Source organism: Streptomyces sp. NPDC002793, assembly GCF_040295485.1.
GTDB lineage: Bacteria > Actinomycetota > Actinomycetes > Streptomycetales > Streptomycetaceae > Streptomyces.
On sequence record NZ_JBEOVL010000002.1, the window covers coordinates 1 to 19,903 of the forward strand.

Consider the following 19,903-nt stretch of genomic DNA (forward strand, 5'->3'; position numbering starts at 1 on the left):
GCTCAGCCGAAGGCCGCCTGCGTGTACCGCAGTTACCAGCCCGAGTGATCAAGTACGACGGACCGTTCGGACCCCGAGGTTAAAGATCAAGCTAGGCGCCCACCGGGCCCGGTGTCAGGGGGAAGGGTTCGCGGGCAGCACGATCGCGGTCACCACGAAGCCGCCTTCGACCAGCCACCTGCCCTCGTACGAGCTCGGCATCCCGGGGGCCGCGCGCGAAAGTTCCGCGGTGAAGGTGCCTTCGGCAACCGTTCCCGGGTCCGCCTGGAAGGTGATGTCCGCCTCGTCGAAGTCGAGCTCGATCCTGGTGAGCGGAAACCACGTCTTGAAGACGCTCTCCTTGGCACTGAAGAGCAGCCTCCCCCAGTGGACCGCCGAACCCTCGGCACCGGCGGGAACACGCGCCCTTTCCGACGGCACGGATATCAGCTCCCACACACCGTCCGGAAGCGGTTCGTTCGGCTCGGCATCGATACCGACCGCACGCACCTCGGACGCCCTGGCCAGGGCCGCCGCCCGGTATCCGTCGCAGTGCGTCATGCTGCCGACGGTCCCCTCGGGCCACAACGGCACTCCGCGGTGCCCACGCAGCACCGGTGACGGGGGCAGCCCCAGAGCGGCCATGGCGCGTCTCGCGCAGACGCGCACGGCGGCGAACTCCTGTCTGCGCCGCTCCACGCTCGTGGCCACCAGCCGCGCCTCCTCGGGATACAGGCTGCCTGCCGGAGCGTCCTTCTCGAAGGTGTCCGCGCACGCGACGCTCGCGGGAAGAAGCCTCTCGATCACCGGGCGTCGCCTTCCGTGGCCGCCTGCTGACCCTCGTACGGAAGGATCTGCCGCAACAGCCCGCGCGGGTGGCCACGCTTGCGCCACTCCCTCGGGTAGCCGATCGAGACCTCCTCGAACCGCACACCGTCGTGCCAGGTCGTACGGGGGATGTGGAGGTGGCCGTAGACGACGGCGGCGACGTTGAAGCGGCGGTGCCAGTCGGCGGTGAGTTCCGTACCGCACCACTGGGCGAACTCCGGGTACCACATCACGGACGTGGGCTCCCTCAGCAGCGGCCAGTGCCCGGCGATCACGAGGGGGACCTCCGGGTCGTGCGCGGCCAGCCGCTCCTCGGTGAGTGCCACCCGTGCCCGGCACCAGTCGTCCCTGGCCGGATAGGGGTCCGGGTGCAGAAGGTACTCGTCGGTGCACACGACACCCGCCTCGTGCGCACGGGCCAGGGACTCCTCCTTGGTCGCCGTCCCGGGCACCCTGAAGGAGTAGTCGTACAGGAGGAACACGGGCGCCACGGCCACCGGGCCGCCTGCACCCTGCCACCGGGGGTAGGGATCCTCAGGCGTGGTCACGCCGAGCTCACGGCACACCTCGACCAGGTGGTCGTACCTCGCCCGCCCGCGCAGCCGTACGGGGTCCTTGTCCACGGTCCACAGTTCGTGGTTCCCGGGGGTCCACACCACATGCGCGAATCGTCCCGCTAGCAGTTCGAGCGCGCGTTCGACCTCTTCCGCCTGCTCCGCCACGTCCCCCGCGACGATGAGCCAGTCCTCGTCGGACGACGGACGCAGGCTGTCGGCCACGGGACGGTTGTCGGCGATCCCGACGTGGAGATCGCTGACCGCGAGGAGCCGGCCACCGCCCCTCGGCGGGTGCTCATGCTCGGTGGGGGAACTCATCGTTCGAATTTACCGTCTCCGCGGCGCCACCGGGGCCGCCCCGCTCAACATGCCCACCGTTCGTCCGCCCGGGATGATTGACCGAACGCCCTCGGGGCACCCGACGGCACGTACGCAGCATGCCCGCGACCGGAACGGACGGAGGAGACGTCGATGACGCACCCGGAACAGCCCCAGGACCCCACGCGGCGCCACCCGCGACCTGACTTCCCCCAGCAGGACCAAGAGCATCCGGGCTGGACCGGGCCGATGGACCCGCCGCCGGACCACGGGGAGGACTCGTACGAGGGCAGCGGTCTCCTCGTCGACCGCAAGGCGGTCGTCACCGGGGGCGATTCCGGCATCGGCCGGGCGGTGGCCCTGGCCTTCGCGCGGGAAGGGGCGGACGTGCTCCTGACCCACCTGCCCGAGGAGCGGAGCGAGGCGCGGGAAACGTGCCGCCTCGTCGAACAGGCGGGCCGCAGGGCGGTCTCCGTGGAGTGCGACATCCGCGACGAGAAGCAGTGCGGGGCCCTCGTCGAGCGGGCCGTGTCCGAGTTCGGCCGGATCGACATCCTGGTGAACAACGCCGCCTACCAGATGTCCCAGCCCGACGGCATCGCCGCCATCTCGACATCCCAGTTCGACCGCGTGGTGCGGACCAACCTGTACGGAATGTTCTGGCTGTGCAAGGCCGCCCTGCCGCACATCCCCGCAGGCGGCTCGATCATCAACACGACCTCGGTACAGGCCTACAAGCCCAGTCCTCACCTGCTGGACTACGCCATGACCAAGGGCGCCATCGTCACCTTCACCCAGGGACTCGCCCAGATGCTGGCGTCCGACGGAATCCGTGTGAACGCGGTCGCGCCCGGGCCGGTCTGGACACCCCTCATCCCCGCGACCCTGCCCGACACCACGGAGTTCGGGAAACAGAGCCCGCTGGGCCGGCCCGCCCAGCCGGCCGAGATGGCGCCCGCCTACGTCTTCCTCGCCTCGTCGAACGCGTCGTTCATCACCGGCGAGATCATGAACGCGACCGGCGGCACGCCGTTGCCCTGACGCGCGATTGATCCGCACACCGCAGGGGAAGGCGAAGCATATGCGCGCAGACCATCATCAAGCACCCGTTCTCGATGCGCTGGCGGCCTACAAGGAGAAGCGGCAGCTGGGCTTCTCCCCACCCGGCCACAAACAGGCTCGCGGTGCGGCACCCGCCGTGCGGGCCGTCCTCGGGGACGCGGTGTTCTTCGGCGACGTACTGGCCTCCGGCGGGCTGGACGACCGCCGCCAGACCTCCCATGTCCTGCAACGCGCCGAGCAGTTGATGGCCGACGCGGTGCACGCCGAGCACACGTTCTTCTCCACCTGCGGCAGCTCCCTGTCGGTCAAGGCCGCCATGCTCAGCGTGGCCGCCCCGCACCGCAAGCTCCTGGTCGGCCGGGACGCCCACAAGTCCGTCGTCGCCGGTCTGATCCTCTCCGGCATCGAACCCGTGTGGGTGGAACCGCAGTGGGACACCGAGCGGCACCTCGCCCACGCACCGTCGGCGGACTCCTTCGAGAAGGCGTTCGAGCAGCATCCGGATGCCTGCGGCGCCCTGGTCACCAGCCCCACCCCGTACGGTTCCGCGGCGGATCTGCGTGCCATCGCCGAGGTGTGCCACCGCCGGTCCAGGCCCGTCATCGTCGACGAGGCCTGGGGCGCCCATCTGCCGTTCCACCCGGACCTGCCCTCCTGGGCCATGGACGCCGGAGCGGATGTCTGTGTCACCAGCATCCACAAGATGGGAAGCGGTCTGGAGCAAGGCTCGGTCTTCCATCTCCAGGGCGACCTCGTCGACCACGACACGCTCGCCTCACGCGCGGATCTGCTCGGGACCACGAGCCCGTCGGTCCTGCTGTACGCGGGCATCGACGGCTGGCGGCGGCAGATGGTCCTGCACGGGCACGAGCTGCTGTCCCGGGCCCTCGAACTGGCCGGAGACGTCCGGGAACGGATCGAGAAGATCGACGGGATGCACGTGAACGACCGCGACGACTTCTGCGGACCGGGCAAGGCCGCGGAGTTCGACCCGCTCCCCGTGATCATCGACATCAGCGAACTGGGCACCAACGGATACCGTGCGGCCGACTGGCTCCGCGCGCACCATCAGATCGACATGCACCTTGTCGACCACCGCCGCATCAGCGCCCAGTTCACCCATGCCGACGACGAGACCACCGCCGGCCGTCTGCTGGACGCTCTGCGTGACCTCTCCCGACAGGCCCACACCCTGGACCCGGCGCCCGTCGTAGAGCTCCCGGGGCCGGACGAACTGCGCCCGGACCAGACGTGTCTGCCCCGGGACGCCTACTTCGCCGGAACCGAGGACGTACCGGCCGAGAAGGCCGTGGGGCGCATCGCCGCCGAGATGATGACCCCCTATCCGCCCGGCATCCCCACCGTGCTGCCGGGTGAGCGCATCACCGAACCTCTGTTGCGGTATCTGCGGTCGGGGATCGAGGCGGGAATGAACGTCCCCGATCCTGCCGACCCCACGCTGCGGACGGTCCGCGTCCTCGCGGACGGCCGGGCCCCCGGGGAGTGACCGCAGCCGGGCAGCACGTGGAACAAGCCTCCGACGGAAGGATCCGGACATGCCCGTCGCCACCTACGGCCTCGTCGCTCTCGACTGCCCCGACCCACGGTCCCTGGCAGCCTTCTACCAGGCCGTTCTCGGAGGTGAGGTCAAGCCGTACGACGAGGACTGGTACGTCCTCCACGTCCCGGGCGGATCCCGCATCGCCTTCCAGCGGGCGCCGGACCACCGGCCGCCGGAGTGGCCCCGAGGGGACCACGATTCGCAGCAGGCGCACCTCGACCTCGACGTGCCGGACATCGAGCGCGCCCAGGAGGCGGTGCTGGCGCTCGGCGCGACGCCTCTGGACGTCGACGACCGCGGCGGTGAGCGCAAGTTCCGTGTGTACGCCGACCCGGCGGGGCACCCGTTCTGCCTCTGCCTCCTGTGACGTCCGTACCGCCCGCCGCCTCCCGGGGGCGGCCTCCGGGCGCTCGTCCCACGGCATGATGCGATGGTGGAGCCATGAGCCGAAGTGCCCTCGTCGTCATCGACATGATCAACACATACGGCCACCCCGACGCCGACGCCCTCGTCCCCTCCGTGCGCGACGCGCTCCCCCGCATCGTGGACCTCATCGGACGCGCGCGGAACGACGGTGTACCGGTGATCTACGTGAACGACAACTTCGGGGAATGGCGGTCGCACCACGGCGAGATCATCGAGACGACGTTGTCGGGGCCGCACAGCGATCTGGTGGAACCCGTGCTGCCGGACGACGATTCCCTCTTCGTCGTGAAGGCCAGGCACTCGATCTTCTACGAGACGCCTCTGAGCTATCTCCTGTCGCAGCTGGATGTGGACCGGGTGGTCCTGTGCGGTCAGGTCACCGAACAGTGCGTCCTGTACTCGGCGCTCGACGCCCATATCCGTCATCTGGACGTGACCGTTCCCGACGACGCCGTGGCCCATATCCACCAGGATCTGGCGCAGGCGGCCCTGCGCATGATGGAACGGAACATGAACGCGTCGATCCGGAAGGCCGCGAGCGTCGTGTTCTGAGAGCCACCCCGCGAGCCACCCCGTACGGAGCTCCTCCACGATCCTCGCCGCAAGCCCTGCCGAACCGGGCCCGCTCCGGAGAGACCAGGGGCACCCCGACAGGCCGCTCCCGGTGTCCTTGACGGCTGCTCGGGCCTCTCCGGGCGGTGGCGGGGAGTGCGTGGCACACCAGGAGTACAGTCACCCTCTGCCCCACCACCCCCGGTCCACCAGGTGAGAGATGTCCAGCCACACAGAGCAGAGACCCCCGCACTCCGTACCCGACGACGGCCTCTACGCCCGGCGCGCTCAGCGGCTGCGGCGACGGCTGGAGCGACTGATCGGCATCGCCGCGACCGAGGGCAACAGTCTGGTGCCGCTCCGCAACGGGGACCAGATCTTCGCCGCGATGCTCGCCGCCATCCGTGGCGCGGAACACACGGTGGACATGATGACCTTCGTGTACTGGCGCGGGGACATCGCCCTCGACTTCGCCGAGGCTCTGTCGGAGCGTGCTCGCGCCGGCGTGCGGGTGCGCCTGCTGCTGGACGGGTTCGGGGCCCGGCTCATCGAGAAGGACCAGCTGGCGATGATGGACGGCGCCGGCGTGGAGGTGGCGTGGTTCCGCAAGCCCCTGTACCTCTCACCGCTCAAGCAGAACCATCGCTGTCACCGCAAGGTCCTCGTCACGGATGAGGAGACCGCGTTCACCGGCGGGGTCGGGATAGCCGAGGAGTGGTGCGGTGACGCCCGCGACGAGAACGAGTGGCGGGACACCCATGTGCGGGTGCAGGGCCCGGCGGTGGACGGCCTCGCCGCCGCCTTCGCGCAGAACTGGGCCGAGTGCCACGACGAGCTGTTCACGGAACGCGACAGGTTCATCGAGGCCACGCAGCACGGCGACGCGGTGGTCCAGGTGGTGCGCGGGTCGGCCGGCTTCGGCTGGCAGGACATGCAGACCTTGCTGCGCGTCGTCCTGGAGTCCGCCGAGGAGCGGGTTCGGCTCACCACCGCCTACTTCGCTCCCGACACCTACTTCATCGGGCTGCTGTGCGGCGCCGCACGGCGAGGCGTCTCCGTCGAGATCCTGCTTCCCGGTCCTCACACGGACAAGCGGGTGTGCCAGCTGGCCGGCCAGCACCATTACGAGGAGCTCACCGCCTGCGGCGTGAAGATCTACCAGTACCAGCCGACCATGCTCCACACCAAGGCGCTGACGGTGGACGGGGTCGCCTCGCTGATCGGCTCGACGAATTTCAACCGCCGCTCGCTCGAACACGACGAGGAGGTGATGCTCGCGGTGCTCGACCGTGAGTTCACCGCCGCGCTGGACGGGCACTTCGAGGCGGATCTGGAGCGGAGCGCACTGATCGACGGGGCCCGGTGGAAGCGCCGCTCGCCCGTGCAGAGGATGCGGGAGGCGGCGGTCCTGCCGATACGCCGCTGGCTGTGACGGGTGCGCCACCGCTCCGCGTACCGGCGCTCCCCGTGCCCTCCCGCGATCAGGAGTGGCCGTGGTCGAACTGCCACGGTGAGACATCACGGGTCCCAGGAGTGTGGCGGCTCCCGTCGGGGGCATACGGGCTGTCACCTGCCGCTCGGCAGGTGAAGGGAGTGGATCCATGAGCGAGTCCGTCGAGACACGACCGGATACGACTGCGGTGATCACGGAACCCGTGCCCGATCTGCAGCTCCAGTTGCTGATCCAACTGCTGGACAGAGAGCTGCGCTCCGGTCTGCCGATCACACTCACCCTGGCCGGTGGCGTGCTTCACGGGGATGTGATCGGCCACGAGGCGTGGAAGGCCGACTGGGCGCGCAGTCTCCGCCAGGTCGAGGGCGAGGGCGCGAATCTGATCGCGGAGTTCCCGGAGACGGTGGACCAGGGGATCCGGGAGCTGGGCCCCGGTGACGGCACCGCGCAGTTGCCGCGCTGGATCCATCTCAGGGACGCCACCCTGGTCCTCGCCGGTGCGGGCGACCTGCGGCTTCCCCTGTGGCGCGGCCGCCTGGCCGACGTGTCGGGCTGGTCGCTGGGCCGGCCGCAGTGACGGGGGCGCAGGGCCCGGCCGGTCCTACGCGGACGGAACCGCCCCCACCTGGTCCCGCAGTGCGGCGAGGAGCCAGTCGTGTGCGGACCCGGGCGTCGGCTCGGGCCGACCGGCCGGAGGGCTGACCAGCTCCGCCGTCAGCTCCCAGTAGCGGTCGATGCGCGGATCGGCCGCCAGCCGCCGGGCGAGCACCCGGCGGAAGCCGGGGGTGTCCGCGGTACCGCGGGTGCGCGCGTACGCGTCCACGAACGCTTCCAGCGCCTCTCCCGGGCGCGGTCCCCTGGCCTGCCGCATCTCGGCGGCAGCCAGGTCGTAGGCCTCGGCCAGACCCGCGTACAGCACGGCCGAAGCACGGGCTCCCGCGGCCTTGTGCGTATGGGGCTGGGTCCGGCTCCGCTCCTGTGCGTCGCAGGGGCGGGACACCAGGGCGCACAGGCGGGCGAAGGCCAGGACGTGGACGGGCTCTGGGTCCTCGGGCGGCTGCGGGACCGCCGCCTCCAGGAAGGCGGTGACGGACCGGGCCGGCATGCGCGGCGGAAGCCAGCCGCGCCAGAAACGGGCCAGCGGTGCGGTGGTCGGCGGGGCGGTCACCGCTCCGATCAGCCGCAGCCGGCTCGCGCGTTCGGCCGCGGGGCACTCCTGCACCGCGCGGAGCGCCGCCTCCCTCCAGCGCAGCGCGGCCAGCTGGTTCCCGAGCGTGCGCAACTGCCCGGCGAGGGCGTCCTCCAGGGCGCCGCCGGGGCGCCCGGCCGTCTCCTCCTCGTCCAGGATGCGGCGCACCGCAGGCACCGGGAGGTCCAAGGCGCGCAGGGAGCGGATCATCCGCAGCCGCTCGAGGGAGTCGGGACCGTACCTGCGGTGCCCGCCCGCGCTGCGGGACGCCTCGGGGAGCAGGCCACCGTCGGAGTAGAAGCGGACCGTCTTGACGCTGACTCCCGCACGCTCGGCCAGTTCGCCGATGCCCCACAGCCCGTCGTACGACGAGGACACTTGAACCTCCCTCAGGGGGAGTTCCTACGGTACCCGCGAGTGGGGCCGGGATTTCGGCCGGCCGAGGACGACGGCGTATCGAGGAGAGATCATGACCACGTTCATCCTGGTGTCCGGTGTGTTCACCGGACCGTACGTGTGGGAGGAGACGGCCGCGCGTCTGACCGCGGCGGGCGCCGAGGTCCGGGCGGTGGCCCTGAGCGGACTCGCCGGAGCCCCCGCCGCGGACGGTGCGGAGATCGACCTGGCGAGGCACATCGCCGATGTCCTCGCGGTGATCGACGCGGTCGCGCGCGAGGGGGGCGGGGAGATCGTGCTGGTGGGCCACGACTACGGCATCCATCCGGTCCTGGGGGCCGCCGACCGGCGGGCGGAGGCGATCGCCCGGATCGTCTACCTGGACTCGGGGCTGCCCCAGGACGGTGTCCCCGCTCTGGCGGCCGTGCCCGACCAGGGCGTGCGCGAGGAGGTGCTGCGGGCCGCCGCCGGGGTCGCGGGGAAGGCGGGCGGGACGCTGGCGCCTCCGGCTCGCGACGCGTGGCAGCTCTGGGGCAGCACCGCGGACGTCCCCGGACCGGCGCTCGACCGGCTCACGGCCCTCGCGTCGCCGCAGCCGCTGGGCACGCTGCTCCAGCCGCTGAGACTGACCGGCGCGGCGGCGACGGTGCCGATGGCGGGGGTCCTGTGCGCCGGCAACGGGGCGACCATCGCGATGGTCCAGGCCCGGGTGGACTTCGGGGAACCCTCACTGCAGGGGCTGACCGATCCTCGGGTGACCTTCTTCGAACTGCCCACAGGGCACTGGCCGATGCTGTCCGGTCCCATGTCACTGGCGGTGACACTGCTGGAGGCCGCGGCGGGCGGGGGCCATCGGCTGAGTCCGGCGGGCGGCACGCCACCGCCGCCGTTCCTGCTGGACGTGCCCGGCCTTCCCCGTGAGCGTACGGACAACGTCGATCTGTACCTGCCGCCCGACGCCCGTGGTCCACGCCCGGCGGTGCTCTTCGTGCACGGTGGCCCGGTCCCCCGTGAGGCCCGGCCGACCCCACGGGACTGGCCGGGCCTGATGGGGTACGCCCGTCTCGCGGCGGAGCGGGGGGTGGTGGGGGTGACTCTCGACCACCGTCTCCACGCCCTGACCGACTACGAGCAGGCGGCCGCCGACCTGGCGGACGCGGTGGAACGGGTACGGGCCGATCCGCGGGTGGACGCGGACCGGGTCGCGCTGTGGTTCTTCTCGGGCAGCGGTCCGCTCACCGCGGACTGGCTGGGCGGGCCCCCTCCGTGGCTGCGCTGTCTCGCGGCCAACTACCCCGTCATGGCGGCGCTGCCGAACTGGGGGCGGCTCGACGGCCGCTTCCACCCGGCTGACGCGGTCGCCCACTCTGGTTCCCTGCCGATCGTGCTGGTCCGGGCAGGGCTGGAGGCGGCCGCCGTCGCGTCCACCGTGGAAATGTTCCTGGCCGCAGCGCACGCGCACGGCGCCGCTGTCGAGGTGATCGACGTGCCGAACGGCCACCATGACTTCGAGGCGGTCGACCGGACGGACGAGTCGCGCGAGGCCGTGCACCGGGCCATGCGCACGGTGCTGCGGCATCTGACCGCCTGAGCCTGCGGGCGTCCGGCCACCGGGTGCGCTGCCGGGTGATCTGTCCGACGCTGGAAGATACGCGGCGGATTCGACCGCTCGTTCGAGGAAATCCTCGTGACGAAAGAACGACAGCCTGGGCAAGGGCGACAAGGTGTCCTGGAAGAGCCACAGCCAGGACGTGGCGGGCAAGGTCACCAAGAAGCACACGGACCGCACCCGTGCGGCCGGGCGGACCGTCGACGCCTCGGACGAGGATCCGCAGTACGAGGTGAGGAGCGACGCGTCGGGCCGGTCCGCCGTGCACAAGCCCGACGCACTGCGCACGAGGCGCCACGACTCCTGACCGTCCTCGGGTGAACGGGACCCGGCGACGGGCACACGGGTCACACGTAGCAGGGATCCCGTGGCGGCTGCTGGCTTCGGGCCCCGGAACATGATCGGGTTGACACCCCGTCAGCTTCCGGGGAACGAACCGAAGGACGCGGATGACGAACCGACAGAACCCGTCGACACCGGATGTCGTCGTCGTGGGCGCCGGACCGGCGGGCCTGGCCTGCGCACTCGACCTCTGCGGCGCGGGCCTCCGCGTCGAGCTGCTGGAGGCGTCCGACGAGGTCGGCGGGCGGATGCGCACGGACCGCAGGGACGGCTTCCTCCTGGACCGCGGCTTCCAGGTCTTCAACACCTCCTACCCCCAGGTGAAGAAGCGCCTGGACCTGCGGGCGCTGCGCCTGCGGCCGTTCACCCCCGGTCTCATCGCCAGGACACCGTCCGGGCGGGTGCGCGTCACCGACCCCACCCGGCGGCCCGAGGACGCGGGCTCGCTGCTGCCGGGGCGGGTCCTGCCGGCCCGGGACCTGGCCGCCCTCGCCGCACTGACCGCCCGTGACGTCCTGCTCCCCGCGAGGCGGCTGGGACGTATGACCGACCGCTCCGCGGCGGACGCGCTCGTCCGCGCCGGGCTGTCTCCACGCGCGATCGAGGACCTGCTCCGGCCGTTCCTGTCCGGGGTGTTCCTGGAGGAAGGGCTGGAGACCTCGGCACGATTCCTGCACCTGGTCTGGCGGAGCATGGCGCGCGGCACGCTCTGTCTGCCCGCCCGGGGCATCGGCGCCGTGCCGGCCCAGCTCGCCGCCCGCCTGCCGGACGGCACGCTCCGGCTCGCCTCGTCCGTCGCGGAGGTCACGGACTCCGGGGTCCTCCTGACCGACGGCGGCGAGCGGCCGGCCGGCTGCGTCGTCGTGGCCACCGACAGCGCCACGGCGGCGAAGCTGCTTCCCGGTCTGCCGGTACCCGACACCCGTACGGTGACGACGTACTACCACGCGGCCGAGCGGTCACCGCTGACCGAGCCGACCCTGGTGGTGGACAGCGGCCTCGCCGTGCTGAACAGCTGCGTCCTCTCCGAGGTGGCTCCCACCTACGCTCCCCCGGGCACGGCTCTGGTGTCGACCTCGTTCCTCGGCGCGGGTCCGCCCGGCGGGGACCGGACGGTCCGCGCGCGGCTCGCCGAGCTGTACGACACGGACACCAGCACCTGGGACACGGTCGCCGCCTACACCGTGGAGGGTGCCCTTCCCGCCATGCGGCCTCCCTGGCCGCTGAGCCGCACGACGCGTTTCGCGCGAGGGCGCTACGTCTGCGGGGACCACCGGGCCACCGGCTCGGTGCAGGGCGCCCTGGCCTCCGGCAGCCGGGCGGCCCGCGAGCTGCTGGCCGACCGGGCGGCGGCGCGGACCGCCGCGACGTGACCGGCCCTGTCCCGGGACGGGTGGACGACGCCGTCGTCGTGGGCGGCGGAGCCGCCGGGCTCTGCCTGGCGCACCTGCTCGCCAGGACCGGTGAGACGGTGACGCTGGTGGATGCCCCCGACGGGCCGCTGCGTCCGGCGGAGCGCACCTGGTGCTACTGGGAAGCCGGCATCGGCGACTTCGAGGAGGCCGTCGTCGCTTCCTGGCGGCGGCTGAGGGTACGGGGGCCGGACGGCGAGGTCATCGAGTCTGAGCCCGCACCCCTGCGCTACCGCATGGTCCGCTCGGCCCCCTTCGAACGGCTGGTCCACTCCCGCCTCGCGGCTTCCCCGACGGCCCGCGTCCTGCGTGCCACCGCCCACGAGGTGCGCGACGCACCGTACGGCGCGGAGGTCCGCTGCACGACGGCCGACGGTCACCCCCTCGTCCTGCGCGGCCGACGCGTCTTCGACTCACGGCCCGTGCACGCCACCCCACCGCACCGCACCCTGCTCCTGCAGCACTTCCGGGGATGGTTCGTGCGCACCCCGGTGCCCCGCTTCGAGCCCGGGGTGGCGGACCTCATGGACTTCCGCGTCCCGCAGCCCCGCCACGGGCTCGCGTTCGGCTACGTCCTGCCGCTCGCACCGGACCACGCACTGGTGGAGTACACCGAGTTCTCCCGTGCCCCGCTCACGACAGCGGCGTACGAAGCCGCTCTGCGGCAGTACACGGGCGACGTCCTGAGACTCGGCCCGTTCACCGTGGAGTCGGCCGAACAGGGCGTCATCCCCATGACCGACGCCCGCTTCCCCCGCCGGACCGGACGCGCCGTCTTCCGCGTCGGCGCAGCCGGGGGCGCCACCCGTCCGGCCACCGGCTACACGTTCGCCGCCGTGCAGCGCCAGAGCAGGGCCATCGCCGCCGCGCTCCACCACGGCTCTCCTGACGTCCCGCCGCCGCACGGCCGCCGGGCGCTCGCCATGGACGCCGTACTGCTCCGGGCCCTCGACACCGGGCGGGTGGACGGGCCGCGCTTCTTCACCGGGCTCTTCCGGCGCGTCCCCATGGAGCGGCTGCTGCGTTTCCTCGACGGCGGGAGCACACCGTGGGAGGAGTTCGGCATCGGGCTGCGCACACCGGTGGGCCCGATGCTCCGTACCGCGGCCGAACTCCCCTTTCTCGCCCGCCGGGCCGCCGGCCGATCCGAAGAGAGCCCCCGATGACCCTGCTGCGGGACCAGGACCTGGCACACGCCTTCGACCACGCGTCACACGCGTACGACCGGCTCACCTCACTGAATCCGGGCTACCGCTCCGACCTCCTGCGCTCGGCGCACCGCCTCCGGCTACCCCGCGGCGGGAGGGGGCTGCGGGTGCTCGACCTCGGCTGCGGAACCGGAACCTCCACGCGGGCACTGCTCCGGGCGGCCCCGTACGCCCGGGTCACGGCCGTCGACGCGTCCGCCGGGATGCTGGAGCGGGCGCGGCTGAAACGCTGGCCCCCGAACGTCCGTTTCGTGCACCGCTCGGCGGAGGAACTCGCTGCCACCGACGACGATGGCTCGTACGACGCGGTCTTCGCCGCCTACCTCTTCCGTAACGTCGCCGATCCGGTCGGGGTCCTCGCGTCGGTGCGCTCCCTCCTGCGGCCCGGCGGCCGTCTGCTGGTCCACGAGTACAGCCTCAGCGGCTCGCCCGTGCACCGGGCGGTGTGGAACACGGTGTGCCGGGGCGTGATCATCCCGGCGGGGACGCTGACCGGCGACCGCGAGCTGTACCACCATCTGTGGCGCAGTGTCCTCGCGTTCGACACGGCGCCCGTCTTCGCGCGGAGGATCGCCGGGGCGGGATTCCCCTTCGTGCGGACCGTTCCCGTCGGGGGCTGGCAGAGCGGGATCGTCCACGTGTTCCTGGCCCGGAGCGGCGTGGGGCCGACCGGTCCCGAGGCGTCATGAACGCCCGCCCACCCCGCCCCGGGGCCACTCGGCACGGACGTGACCGCCGGGCGGAGGTGCTCACGCCGGAACCGGGACGCGAGCGCTTCTCCGGCGAGGCGCCCTCGGCGGCGGTGGTCGGCGGCGGTATCGCCGGCCTCGCCGCGGCGACCGCGCTCGCCGAACGCGGTGTTCGCGTGACGCTGTACGAACAGGGGGAGACCCTCGGCGGGCGTCTGGCGGGGTGGCCCGTCCGGCTCGCCGACGGGTCAGGGGCGACGATGAGCCGGGGCTTCCACGCCTTCTTCCGCCAGTACTACAACCTGCGGGGACTGCTGCGTCGTGCGGATCCCGGACTCACGGCGCTCACCCCGTTGCCGGACTATCCGCTCCGGCACCGTGACGGCATGACGGACGGATTCGCCCGTGTGCCACGGACCCCGCCGTGGAGCGCGCTCGGATTCGTCGCGCTCAGCCCCTCGTTCGGCTGGCGCGACCTCGCCGCGATGGATCCCCGCGAGGCCCTGCCCCTCCTCGACGTACGGGTCCCCCAGGTGTACGAGCGGTTCGACGGGGTCAGCGCCGAGGACTTCCTGCGCCGGATCAACTTCCCCGCAGCCGCCCGCCATCTGGCCTTCGAGGTGTTCTCCCGCAGTTTCTTCGCCGATCCCCGCGAGCTGTCCGCCGCCGAACTGCTGCTGATGTTCCACATCTACTTCCTCGGATCGTCCGAGGGCCTCCTCTTCGACGTGCCGCGCGAGCCCTTCCCCCAGGCGCTCTGGGAGCCTCTCGGCGGCTACCTGCGGCATCTCGGCGCCGAGGTGCGCACCGGCACTCCGGTCCACCGCGTCCGCCCGGCGGCGGACGGAGACCTGACCGTGGAGACCGAGGGGTCCTCCGACCGCCACCAGGCCGTGGTCCTCGCCCTGGACACCTGCGGCCTGCGCCAGGTCGTGGGCGCCTCCGAGGAGTTGGGGGACGCCTCCTGGCGGGCGGACATCGCGGCCCTGCGCACGGCGCCACCGTTCCTCGTGTCCCGGCTGTGGCTCGACCGCCCCGTGCGCGGGGACCGTGCCGGGTTCCTCGGCACCAGTGGCTACGACGGGCTCGACAACATCAGCGTCCTGGACCGCTGGGAGGGCGAGTCGGCCCGGTGGGCCGCGCGGACGGGCGGCTCCGTGGTGGAACTCCACGCGTACGCCGTCGACGCGGGAGCCGAACCGGAGGAGGTCCGGCGCCGGTTGCTCGGCCGGCTGCACGAGGTCTACCCGGAGACCGCGGGCGCCCGGGTCGTCGACGCCCGCCACGAATGGCGTGCCGACTGTCCCGTCTTCTCCGTGGGCGATTACCACCGCCGGCCCGCCGTACGCTCCCCCCACCCCCGCGTCACGCTGGCGGGCGACCTGGTCCGCACCGGCCTCCCCGTGGCCCTGATGGAGCGGGCCGCGACCTCGGGGTTCCTGGCGGCCAACGCCCTGCTCGCCGAGTGGGGCATCCGGGGCCAGACGCTCTGGACCGTCCCGCGCACCGGGCGCTCCCGGGTGCTGCGCGCCCTCGCGGGCCTGGCCGCGAGGCACTGACGCTCAGCCGGGGAAGCGCCCGGTGCCACGCAGCGACCGGCGCCGCTCGGCGTACGCCAGGTCGTCACGCCAGAGGCGGCCCGCCGTCCGGCGCATCAGCGGCCGGAGGGCGGGCGCGGCGGCGCGCGCCAGGGCGAAGCCCCGCCGGTCCGAGGCCGCGACGACGGCCTCGACCACTGCGGTCCGCGGGTCCGTGGCGCCGGACGCGGTGAGCGGCGTGGCATGGGTCTCCACCACCGACCCGGCGCCCTCGCCCTCCGTGATGCGCATGACCACCGTGCGGGGTCCGGGCGCGGTGAACTCCGCCCGCACCGGTACCACCAGGCGGCCCGCGACCTTGAACGAGACGTCGACGGCGAAGGCGTCCTCCCCACCGTCCTCGGGGGTGCCGACCACGTCGAGGCCCACGAACGCGTACGGATGGAACCAGGACCCGTGCCAGGGATCGAGCCGGTTGGCGACCACGTCCTCGGGTTCGCACCGGCCCACCGCCGTGAACACCGCGTCCACCGCGTCCCGCGCCGACGGCCTCACGGGGACAACCGGGCGCTCCAGCGGTGCCTCACCGCCGGCCCGGTCGAGCCTCACCCAGACCAGCACCCCGTCGTCGTGCACCGGGTACGGCTCCCACCCGGCGAACGGCCCGCCGTCCAGGGCCAGACCGTGCCAGTGGCACAGGAGCGTCCCGCAGACCACGCGGCTGTCCCGCAACGGCGCCCCCAGATGGGGGCACTCCCCCGGGCCGGCGCGCAGCGCACCGTCCTCGGACCGCCACAGGACGACCTCGACCCCGGCGACCGTCCGGCCGTACGGGCGGTCCCGCGCCCCGATCGTCCGGGAGGCCCCGACGACGTACCAGTTGCCCGAGGGCCGGGCGGTGGCCCGCTTCAGCGCCTCGGCGATCACGGTGGGCCTCGCCTCGCGCCAGGTCGGGGGCTGCCGCTCCCAGCGAAGCGCGCGCCGCAGCCGCAGCGGTGAGGTCCAGGCCGTCCTTCCGCGCGGATCGTTCATCGCCGGAGGCCTTCCGCCCCGGCGGCTTCCGGCGCCGTTGCGGCCGGACGGGTCCGCATCCGCGCTCCCAGGATCCGTACGAGTCCGCCCGCGGCGACGCCGGCCCGGCGCCGGCGCGGCACCACGGCGCGGCGGTGCAGCACCCGGTAGCCGTCGGACGCGATGGCGTCCAGGATCCCCCGGTACAGGACGAACGCCGTGCGGATGCAGGGCCGTACGCGTGGCTCCAGCATGGCGATGCCGGGTTCCGCCTCCCGGTACACCGTCCGGATCATCGCTTCGGCTTCGGCGAAGGCGGCCCGGACGCGCGGGTCGTGCCGCCCGGTGCGGCGGCTCCATTCCAGCAGGGGACGGTGCACACCGTGGGCGGCGAGCAGGTCCGCCGGCAGGTAGACGCGCCCGCGATCCAGGTCCTCGCCGACGTCCCGCAGGAAGTTGGTCAGCTGGAAGGCCACACCGAGGGCCGCCGCGTGCGGGGCCGCCTCGTCACGGGGCACGACCGTCCCGAGCACGGGCAGCATCTGGAGGCCGATCACCGCTGCCGAACCGTGCATGTAGGCACGCAGATCGGCGTACGTCGGATAGTCGGTGACGGTCAGGTCGCTGCGCATGGACGTCAGGAAGTCGGCGAACAGGCCGTGGTCGATGGCGTAGCGCGCGGCGGTGTCCGCCACGGCTCGGACGACGGGCTCGTGGCCGCCTCCCGTGGTCAGTTCGTGTGCCAGGTCGCTCTCGAGCACGCGGAGCAGCCGGTCGCGCTCCCCGGGGGGCCGCCCGCTGTCGAGGTCGTCCACGATGTCGTCGGCCCACCGGGCGAAGCCGTACAGCGCGTGTACGGCGCAGCGGTGTTCGACCGGCAGGAGCCGGGTGGCCAGGAAGTACGTCCGGCCGTGCCGGGCGTTGAGCCGTCGGCAACGGGCGTAGGCAGCACGCAGGGCGGGCCCGGTGATCCCCGCGGCGTCCAGTTCTCGACGGTTCATGCGCTCTGCCCTTCCGGGACGGGGGAACGACGGCGCACGCCCGTCGTACGGGGAAGCCCGGTGACGCGGGCCGCGGCGAGCTTGCCGCTCACGAGGACGGTCGGCACGCCCACCCCGGGGGTGGTCCCGCACCCGGCGAGGACGACGTTGTCGTAGCCGCGTACGAGGTTGCGCGGCCGGAAGGGGCCGGTCTGCGCGAAGGTGTGCGACACGGAGAAGGGGGTGCCCGCCCCGTGGCCCCGGTCCGTCCAGTCCACCGGGGTGACCAGCAGCTCCCGCTCCATGGATGCCTCGAACCCGTGGAGCCCCCGGCGCTCCAGCTCGGCCAGCAGGCTGTCCCGGTAGCGGGGGCCCAGGCCGCGCCAGGTGGAGGCGGAAGGGCCTGTCGTGGTGTTGGGGCAGGGGGCCAGGACGTAGTGCAGGTGTCTGCCCGGTGGTGCGAGGGACGGGTCGTGGGTGGTGGGGCGGGTGATGAGCAGCGACGGGTCGCTCATCAACTGCCCGGTGCGGGTGAGTTCGTCGAAGGTGCGCTCCCATGCGGCGCCGAAGGAGAGGGTGTGGTGCGCCAGCTCCGGCCAGGTGCGGTCCGTGCCGGCGTGCAGGATCACGGCCGACGGCGCGTGGCACAGCGGCACGGGGCGGCGCGGCGCCCGGCCCAGGAGCCGGTGGGCGACCGGGAGGTCCGGGGTCAGGACGACCGCGTCGCAGGTGATCCGCTCGCCCGACGCCAGCCGGACGGCTCGTACCCGCCCCGCCGAGCGCTCCAGGGCGCTCACCTCGGCGGACCACCGGAACCGGGCCCCGGCGTCGGCCGCCGCGTCCGCCATCGCCCGGGGCAGCGCGTACATGCCGCCCTTCGGGAACCAAACGCCCGCGACGGTGTCCATGTAGGCGATGACCGCATAGGCGGCGAGCGCTCGGGCGGGGGCGACACCCGCGTACAGCGACTGGAAGGAGAACACCCGGCGCAGCCGTGGGTCGGCGAGGAATCTGCCGATCTGCGGATCGAGGCGGCCGAAGCCTCCCAGGACCGCGAGCCGCGCGAGGTCCGGGTGCAGGAGCTGGAAGGGTGAGTCGAAGTTGGTGTCGATGAAGCGGTGCATCTGCGCCCGGTACAGCCGCTCCAGCCAGCTGCGCAGCCGGCGGTATCCCGCGGCCTCCGAGGGCCCGGCGAACCGCCGGACCTCGGCCTCCATCGCGTCACCGTCCGTGTGGACGTCCAGCCCGCTGCCGTCCGCGAACCGGGCCCGGTAGGCCGGGTGCAGGGGGATCAGCTCGACCCGGCGGTGGAGACTGTCCCCGACGGCGGCGAATGCCTCGTCGGCCAGGTGCGGCATGGTCAGCACGGTCGGCCCGGTGTCGACCCGGTACCCGCCGAGCTCCAGCCGCCCCGCACGGCCTCCGGGTCCGGCCTCCCGTTCGACGACGGTCACCCTGCGGCCCGCTCCGATGAGGTGCAGGGTGGCGGCCAGACCGGACAGGCCGGCTCCGACCACCACGACGTGGTCCGTGGGGCCCTGCACGGTCCTCATGCGCCCTCCCCGTTCCGTGCGGGGCCGGTGCCCACGGTCCTGTCCACGAGGGCGGCGAATTCGCTCCGGGCGCTGTCATCCGCTCCGCAGGCCGCGAAGTGACGCAGGCTCGACTCCGCGAGGGCGGCGATCTCCTTCTCCACCACGGCCCGCGCACCCGTGCGTTCGAGGGCCTCGCGCATCCGGTCCACCGTCGCCCCGCCGGGTGCGGCGCCCTCCGGGCCCAGCACCGCCAGAGCCTCGGTGTCGCCCGCATCGGCGGCGAGCCGGAGGGCGACCGCGAGGAGCGAGGTGAGTTTGCGTGCCCGCAGGTCCTCGTCGGCCGGCTTTCCCGTGACGGCCGGGTCGCCGAACGCGCCCAGCAGGTCGTCACGGAGCTGGAAGGCGAGCCCCGCGCACCGTCCCGCGGTCCGGAGCCCGTCGGCGGTCCGGGCGTCGGCCCCCGCCAGGACCGCGCCCAGGGCGAGCGGCCGTTCCACGGTGTAGAGCGCGCTCTTGAGCGTCGCGATCTTCGTGGCCTGGGCGAGGTCGGAGGCACCGGTCGCCTGTGCCCGCATGTCCAGGTACTGCCCGGCGACCATCTCGCCGCGCATGGCCTGCCACTCCTGGTGCAGCTGCAGGCCGTACGGGGAGGCCACGGCGGTCTCGGTGAGCAGGTCGTCGGCCCAGGCCAGCGCCAGGTCTCCGGCGAGCACCGCGGCGGTGGCCGAGTAGGAGGCGGCGGAGCCGCGCATGCGGGCCTCCCGGTGCGTGCGCGCGAAGTCGGCGTGCACGGCGGGCGCGCCCCGGCGTACCGGGGACTCGTCCATGACGTCGTCGTGCACCAGTGCGCAGGCCTGCAGCAGTTCCAGTGCGGCGCCGATCCGCAGCGGTGTCCTGGGGTCGCCGGTGCCTCCGGCGGCCAGCCAGCCGCACCACACGAAGGCCGTACGGCGCCGTTTGCCGCCGTTCAGGACGAACCCGGCGACCCGGGTGGCCACTTCCTCGGCGAACACGGCGTCCACCCGGCGGGCGTCCCTGAGCCTGGTGTGCAGGTGCTCCGCGAGGACGGTGCCGACGGCCGCTGCCGCCTCACCGGCCGTCCGCGGGGCCCGGCCGGTGCCCGTGCCGGTGCCGGGGTGGGATCCGGCGCCTCCGCCCGCCCCTGACCGTGTGGTCCGTGGACCGAGCATGGAGAGCCCCTTTCGCCCGCCCGGCCGCTCCCGCGTCCACCGGTGCTTCCACCGCGAGGAACGCGGCC

The 19,903-nt window shown here is 72.9% G+C and carries 19 protein-coding genes; 12 read left to right on the forward strand and 7 right to left on the reverse strand.

The features are described 5' to 3' along the window. Positions 1-114: 114 nt before the first annotated feature. Both ABT001_RS01695 and ABT001_RS01700 read right to left on the reverse strand, forming a co-directional pair. On the reverse strand, positions 115-786 hold the full coding sequence (locus ABT001_RS01695; protein WP_351270767.1) for a 4'-phosphopantetheinyl transferase family protein: 672 nt from the start codon (positions 784-786) through the stop codon (positions 115-117). Next, the gene (locus ABT001_RS01700) at positions 783-1,682 is read right to left on the reverse strand and encodes a metallophosphoesterase family protein (protein WP_351270770.1); all 900 of its coding nucleotides are present in this window, start codon (positions 1,680-1,682) and stop codon (positions 783-785) included. Before ABT001_RS01700 ends, ABT001_RS01695 begins: the two co-directional genes overlap by 4 nt. A gap of 153 nt (positions 1,683-1,835) precedes the next feature. On the opposite strand from ABT001_RS01700, the gene ABT001_RS01705 reads away from it, so the two are divergent. The 6 genes from ABT001_RS01705 (at position 1,836) to ABT001_RS01730 (ending at position 7,313) form a co-directional block, all read left to right on the forward strand. After that, a complete protein-coding gene (locus ABT001_RS01705) occupies positions 1,836-2,723 on the forward strand; it encodes an SDR family oxidoreductase (RefSeq protein ID WP_351270773.1) in 888 nt (295 codons plus the stop codon). A gap of 40 nt (positions 2,724-2,763) precedes the next feature. Further along, entirely contained in the window at positions 2,764-4,251 is a 1,488-nt protein-coding gene (locus ABT001_RS01710) for an aminotransferase class I/II-fold pyridoxal phosphate-dependent enzyme (protein ID WP_351270776.1), read from the forward strand. Positions 4,252-4,300: 49 nt separating this feature from the next. Further along, positions 4,301-4,672, forward strand: a complete 372-nt coding sequence (locus tag ABT001_RS01715) for a VOC family protein (RefSeq protein WP_351270779.1) — start codon at positions 4,301-4,303, stop codon at positions 4,670-4,672. Between the two features lie 74 nt (positions 4,673-4,746). Further along, positions 4,747-5,283 (forward strand): cysteine hydrolase family protein, encoded by a 537-nt coding sequence (locus ABT001_RS01720; RefSeq protein WP_351270782.1) that lies wholly within the window; start codon positions 4,747-4,749, stop codon positions 5,281-5,283. Between the two features lie 220 nt (positions 5,284-5,503). Further along, positions 5,504-6,715: a phospholipase D-like domain-containing protein gene (locus tag ABT001_RS01725; RefSeq protein WP_351270785.1), complete on the forward strand. Its 1,212-nt coding sequence runs from the start codon at positions 5,504-5,506 to the stop codon at positions 6,713-6,715. Positions 6,716-6,884: 169 nt separating this feature from the next. Then, a complete protein-coding gene (locus tag ABT001_RS01730) occupies positions 6,885-7,313 on the forward strand; it encodes a GvpU-like protein (protein WP_351270787.1) in 429 nt (142 codons plus the stop codon). A gap of 24 nt (positions 7,314-7,337) precedes the next feature. Here ABT001_RS01730 and ABT001_RS01735 read toward each other — a convergent pair whose 3' ends face one another. Then, on the reverse strand, positions 7,338-8,303 hold the full coding sequence (locus ABT001_RS01735; protein WP_351270789.1) for a MerR family transcriptional regulator: 966 nt from the start codon (positions 8,301-8,303) through the stop codon (positions 7,338-7,340). Between the two features lie 91 nt (positions 8,304-8,394). On the opposite strand from ABT001_RS01735, the gene ABT001_RS01740 reads away from it, so the two are divergent. The 6 genes from ABT001_RS01740 to ABT001_RS01765 all read left to right on the forward strand — a co-directional run bounded on the left by ABT001_RS01740 (position 8,395) and on the right by ABT001_RS01765 (position 15,140). Beyond that, positions 8,395-9,912 (forward strand): alpha/beta hydrolase, encoded by a 1,518-nt coding sequence (locus tag ABT001_RS01740; RefSeq protein WP_351270791.1) that lies wholly within the window; start codon positions 8,395-8,397, stop codon positions 9,910-9,912. A 133-nt stretch (positions 9,913-10,045) separates the two neighbouring features. Further along, positions 10,046-10,237 carry a hypervirulence associated TUDOR domain-containing protein gene (locus ABT001_RS01745; RefSeq protein WP_351270793.1) on the forward strand — a complete coding sequence of 64 codons (192 nt, stop codon included), beginning with the start codon at positions 10,046-10,048 and terminating at the stop codon, positions 10,235-10,237. 142 nt (positions 10,238-10,379) lie between these two features. Beyond that, complete coding sequence (locus ABT001_RS01750; RefSeq protein ID WP_351270795.1) at positions 10,380-11,645, forward strand: NAD(P)/FAD-dependent oxidoreductase; 1,266 nt, start codon at positions 10,380-10,382, stop codon at positions 11,643-11,645. Beyond that, complete coding sequence (locus tag ABT001_RS01755; protein WP_351270798.1) at positions 11,642-12,850, forward strand: lycopene cyclase family protein; 1,209 nt, start codon at positions 11,642-11,644, stop codon at positions 12,848-12,850. The genes ABT001_RS01750 and ABT001_RS01755 overlap by 4 nt, the downstream gene beginning before the upstream one ends. Next, a complete protein-coding gene (locus tag ABT001_RS01760; RefSeq protein ID WP_351270800.1) occupies positions 12,847-13,581 on the forward strand; it encodes a class I SAM-dependent methyltransferase in 735 nt (244 codons plus the stop codon). Before ABT001_RS01755 ends, ABT001_RS01760 begins: the two co-directional genes overlap by 4 nt. Beyond that, entirely contained in the window at positions 13,578-15,140 is a 1,563-nt protein-coding gene (locus ABT001_RS01765; RefSeq protein ID WP_351270803.1) for an FAD-dependent oxidoreductase, read from the forward strand. The genes ABT001_RS01760 and ABT001_RS01765 overlap by 4 nt, the downstream gene beginning before the upstream one ends. Positions 15,141-15,143: 3 nt before the next feature. Here ABT001_RS01765 and ABT001_RS01770 read toward each other — a convergent pair whose 3' ends face one another. From ABT001_RS01770 to ABT001_RS01785, 4 genes are read right to left on the reverse strand one after another with little or no spacing between them, the layout of a single operon-like run. Beyond that, positions 15,144-16,151, reverse strand: a complete 1,008-nt coding sequence (locus ABT001_RS01770; RefSeq protein WP_351270806.1) for a DUF5914 domain-containing protein — start codon at positions 16,149-16,151, stop codon at positions 15,144-15,146. Then, the gene (locus ABT001_RS01775; protein ID WP_351270813.1) at positions 16,148-17,131 is read right to left on the reverse strand and encodes a phytoene/squalene synthase family protein; all 984 of its coding nucleotides are present in this window, start codon (positions 17,129-17,131) and stop codon (positions 16,148-16,150) included. The genes ABT001_RS01770 and ABT001_RS01775 overlap by 4 nt, the downstream gene beginning before the upstream one ends. Next, on the reverse strand, positions 17,128-18,663 hold the full coding sequence (gene crtI / locus ABT001_RS01780; protein ID WP_351270816.1) for a phytoene desaturase family protein: 1,536 nt from the start codon (positions 18,661-18,663) through the stop codon (positions 17,128-17,130). The genes ABT001_RS01775 and crtI overlap by 4 nt, the downstream gene beginning before the upstream one ends. Then, positions 18,660-19,835, reverse strand: coding sequence for a polyprenyl synthetase family protein (locus tag ABT001_RS01785; RefSeq protein WP_351270818.1), 1,176 nt, complete (start codon positions 19,833-19,835; stop codon positions 18,660-18,662). The genes crtI and ABT001_RS01785 overlap by 4 nt, the downstream gene beginning before the upstream one ends. Positions 19,836-19,903: the final 68 nt, after the last annotated feature.

Bases quoted from the DNA above. Each gene is read 5' to 3' on its own strand.
- ABT001_RS01700 (WP_351270770.1), bottom strand. From the start codon at position 1,682: ATGAGTTCCCCCACCGAGCATGAGCACCCGCCGAGGGGCGGTGGCCGG.
- ABT001_RS01720 (WP_351270782.1), top strand. From the start codon at position 4,747: ATGAGCCGAAGTGCCCTCGTCGTCATCGACATGATCAACACATACGGC.
- ABT001_RS01765 (WP_351270803.1), top strand. From the start codon at position 13,578: ATGAACGCCCGCCCACCCCGCCCCGGGGCCACTCGGCACGGACGTGAC.
- crtI (WP_351270816.1), bottom strand. From the start codon at position 18,663: ATGAGGACCGTGCAGGGCCCCACGGACCACGTCGTGGTGGTCGGAGCC.
- ABT001_RS01750 (WP_351270795.1), top strand. From the start codon at position 10,380: ATGACGAACCGACAGAACCCGTCGACACCGGATGTCGTCGTCGTGGGC.
- ABT001_RS01725 (WP_351270785.1), top strand. From the start codon at position 5,504: ATGTCCAGCCACACAGAGCAGAGACCCCCGCACTCCGTACCCGACGAC.
- ABT001_RS01775 (WP_351270813.1), bottom strand. From the start codon at position 17,131: ATGAACCGTCGAGAACTGGACGCCGCGGGGATCACCGGGCCCGCCCTG.
- ABT001_RS01770 (WP_351270806.1), bottom strand. From the start codon at position 16,151: ATGAACGATCCGCGCGGAAGGACGGCCTGGACCTCACCGCTGCGGCTG.
- ABT001_RS01730 (WP_351270787.1), top strand. From the start codon at position 6,885: ATGAGCGAGTCCGTCGAGACACGACCGGATACGACTGCGGTGATCACG.
- ABT001_RS01715 (WP_351270779.1), top strand. From the start codon at position 4,301: ATGCCCGTCGCCACCTACGGCCTCGTCGCTCTCGACTGCCCCGACCCA.
- ABT001_RS01760 (WP_351270800.1), top strand. From the start codon at position 12,847: ATGACCCTGCTGCGGGACCAGGACCTGGCACACGCCTTCGACCACGCG.
- ABT001_RS01785 (WP_351270818.1), bottom strand. From the start codon at position 19,835: ATGCTCGGTCCACGGACCACACGGTCAGGGGCGGGCGGAGGCGCCGGA.
- ABT001_RS01710 (WP_351270776.1), top strand. From the start codon at position 2,764: ATGCGCGCAGACCATCATCAAGCACCCGTTCTCGATGCGCTGGCGGCC.
- ABT001_RS01705 (WP_351270773.1), top strand. From the start codon at position 1,836: ATGACGCACCCGGAACAGCCCCAGGACCCCACGCGGCGCCACCCGCGA.
- ABT001_RS01740 (WP_351270791.1), top strand. From the start codon at position 8,395: ATGACCACGTTCATCCTGGTGTCCGGTGTGTTCACCGGACCGTACGTG.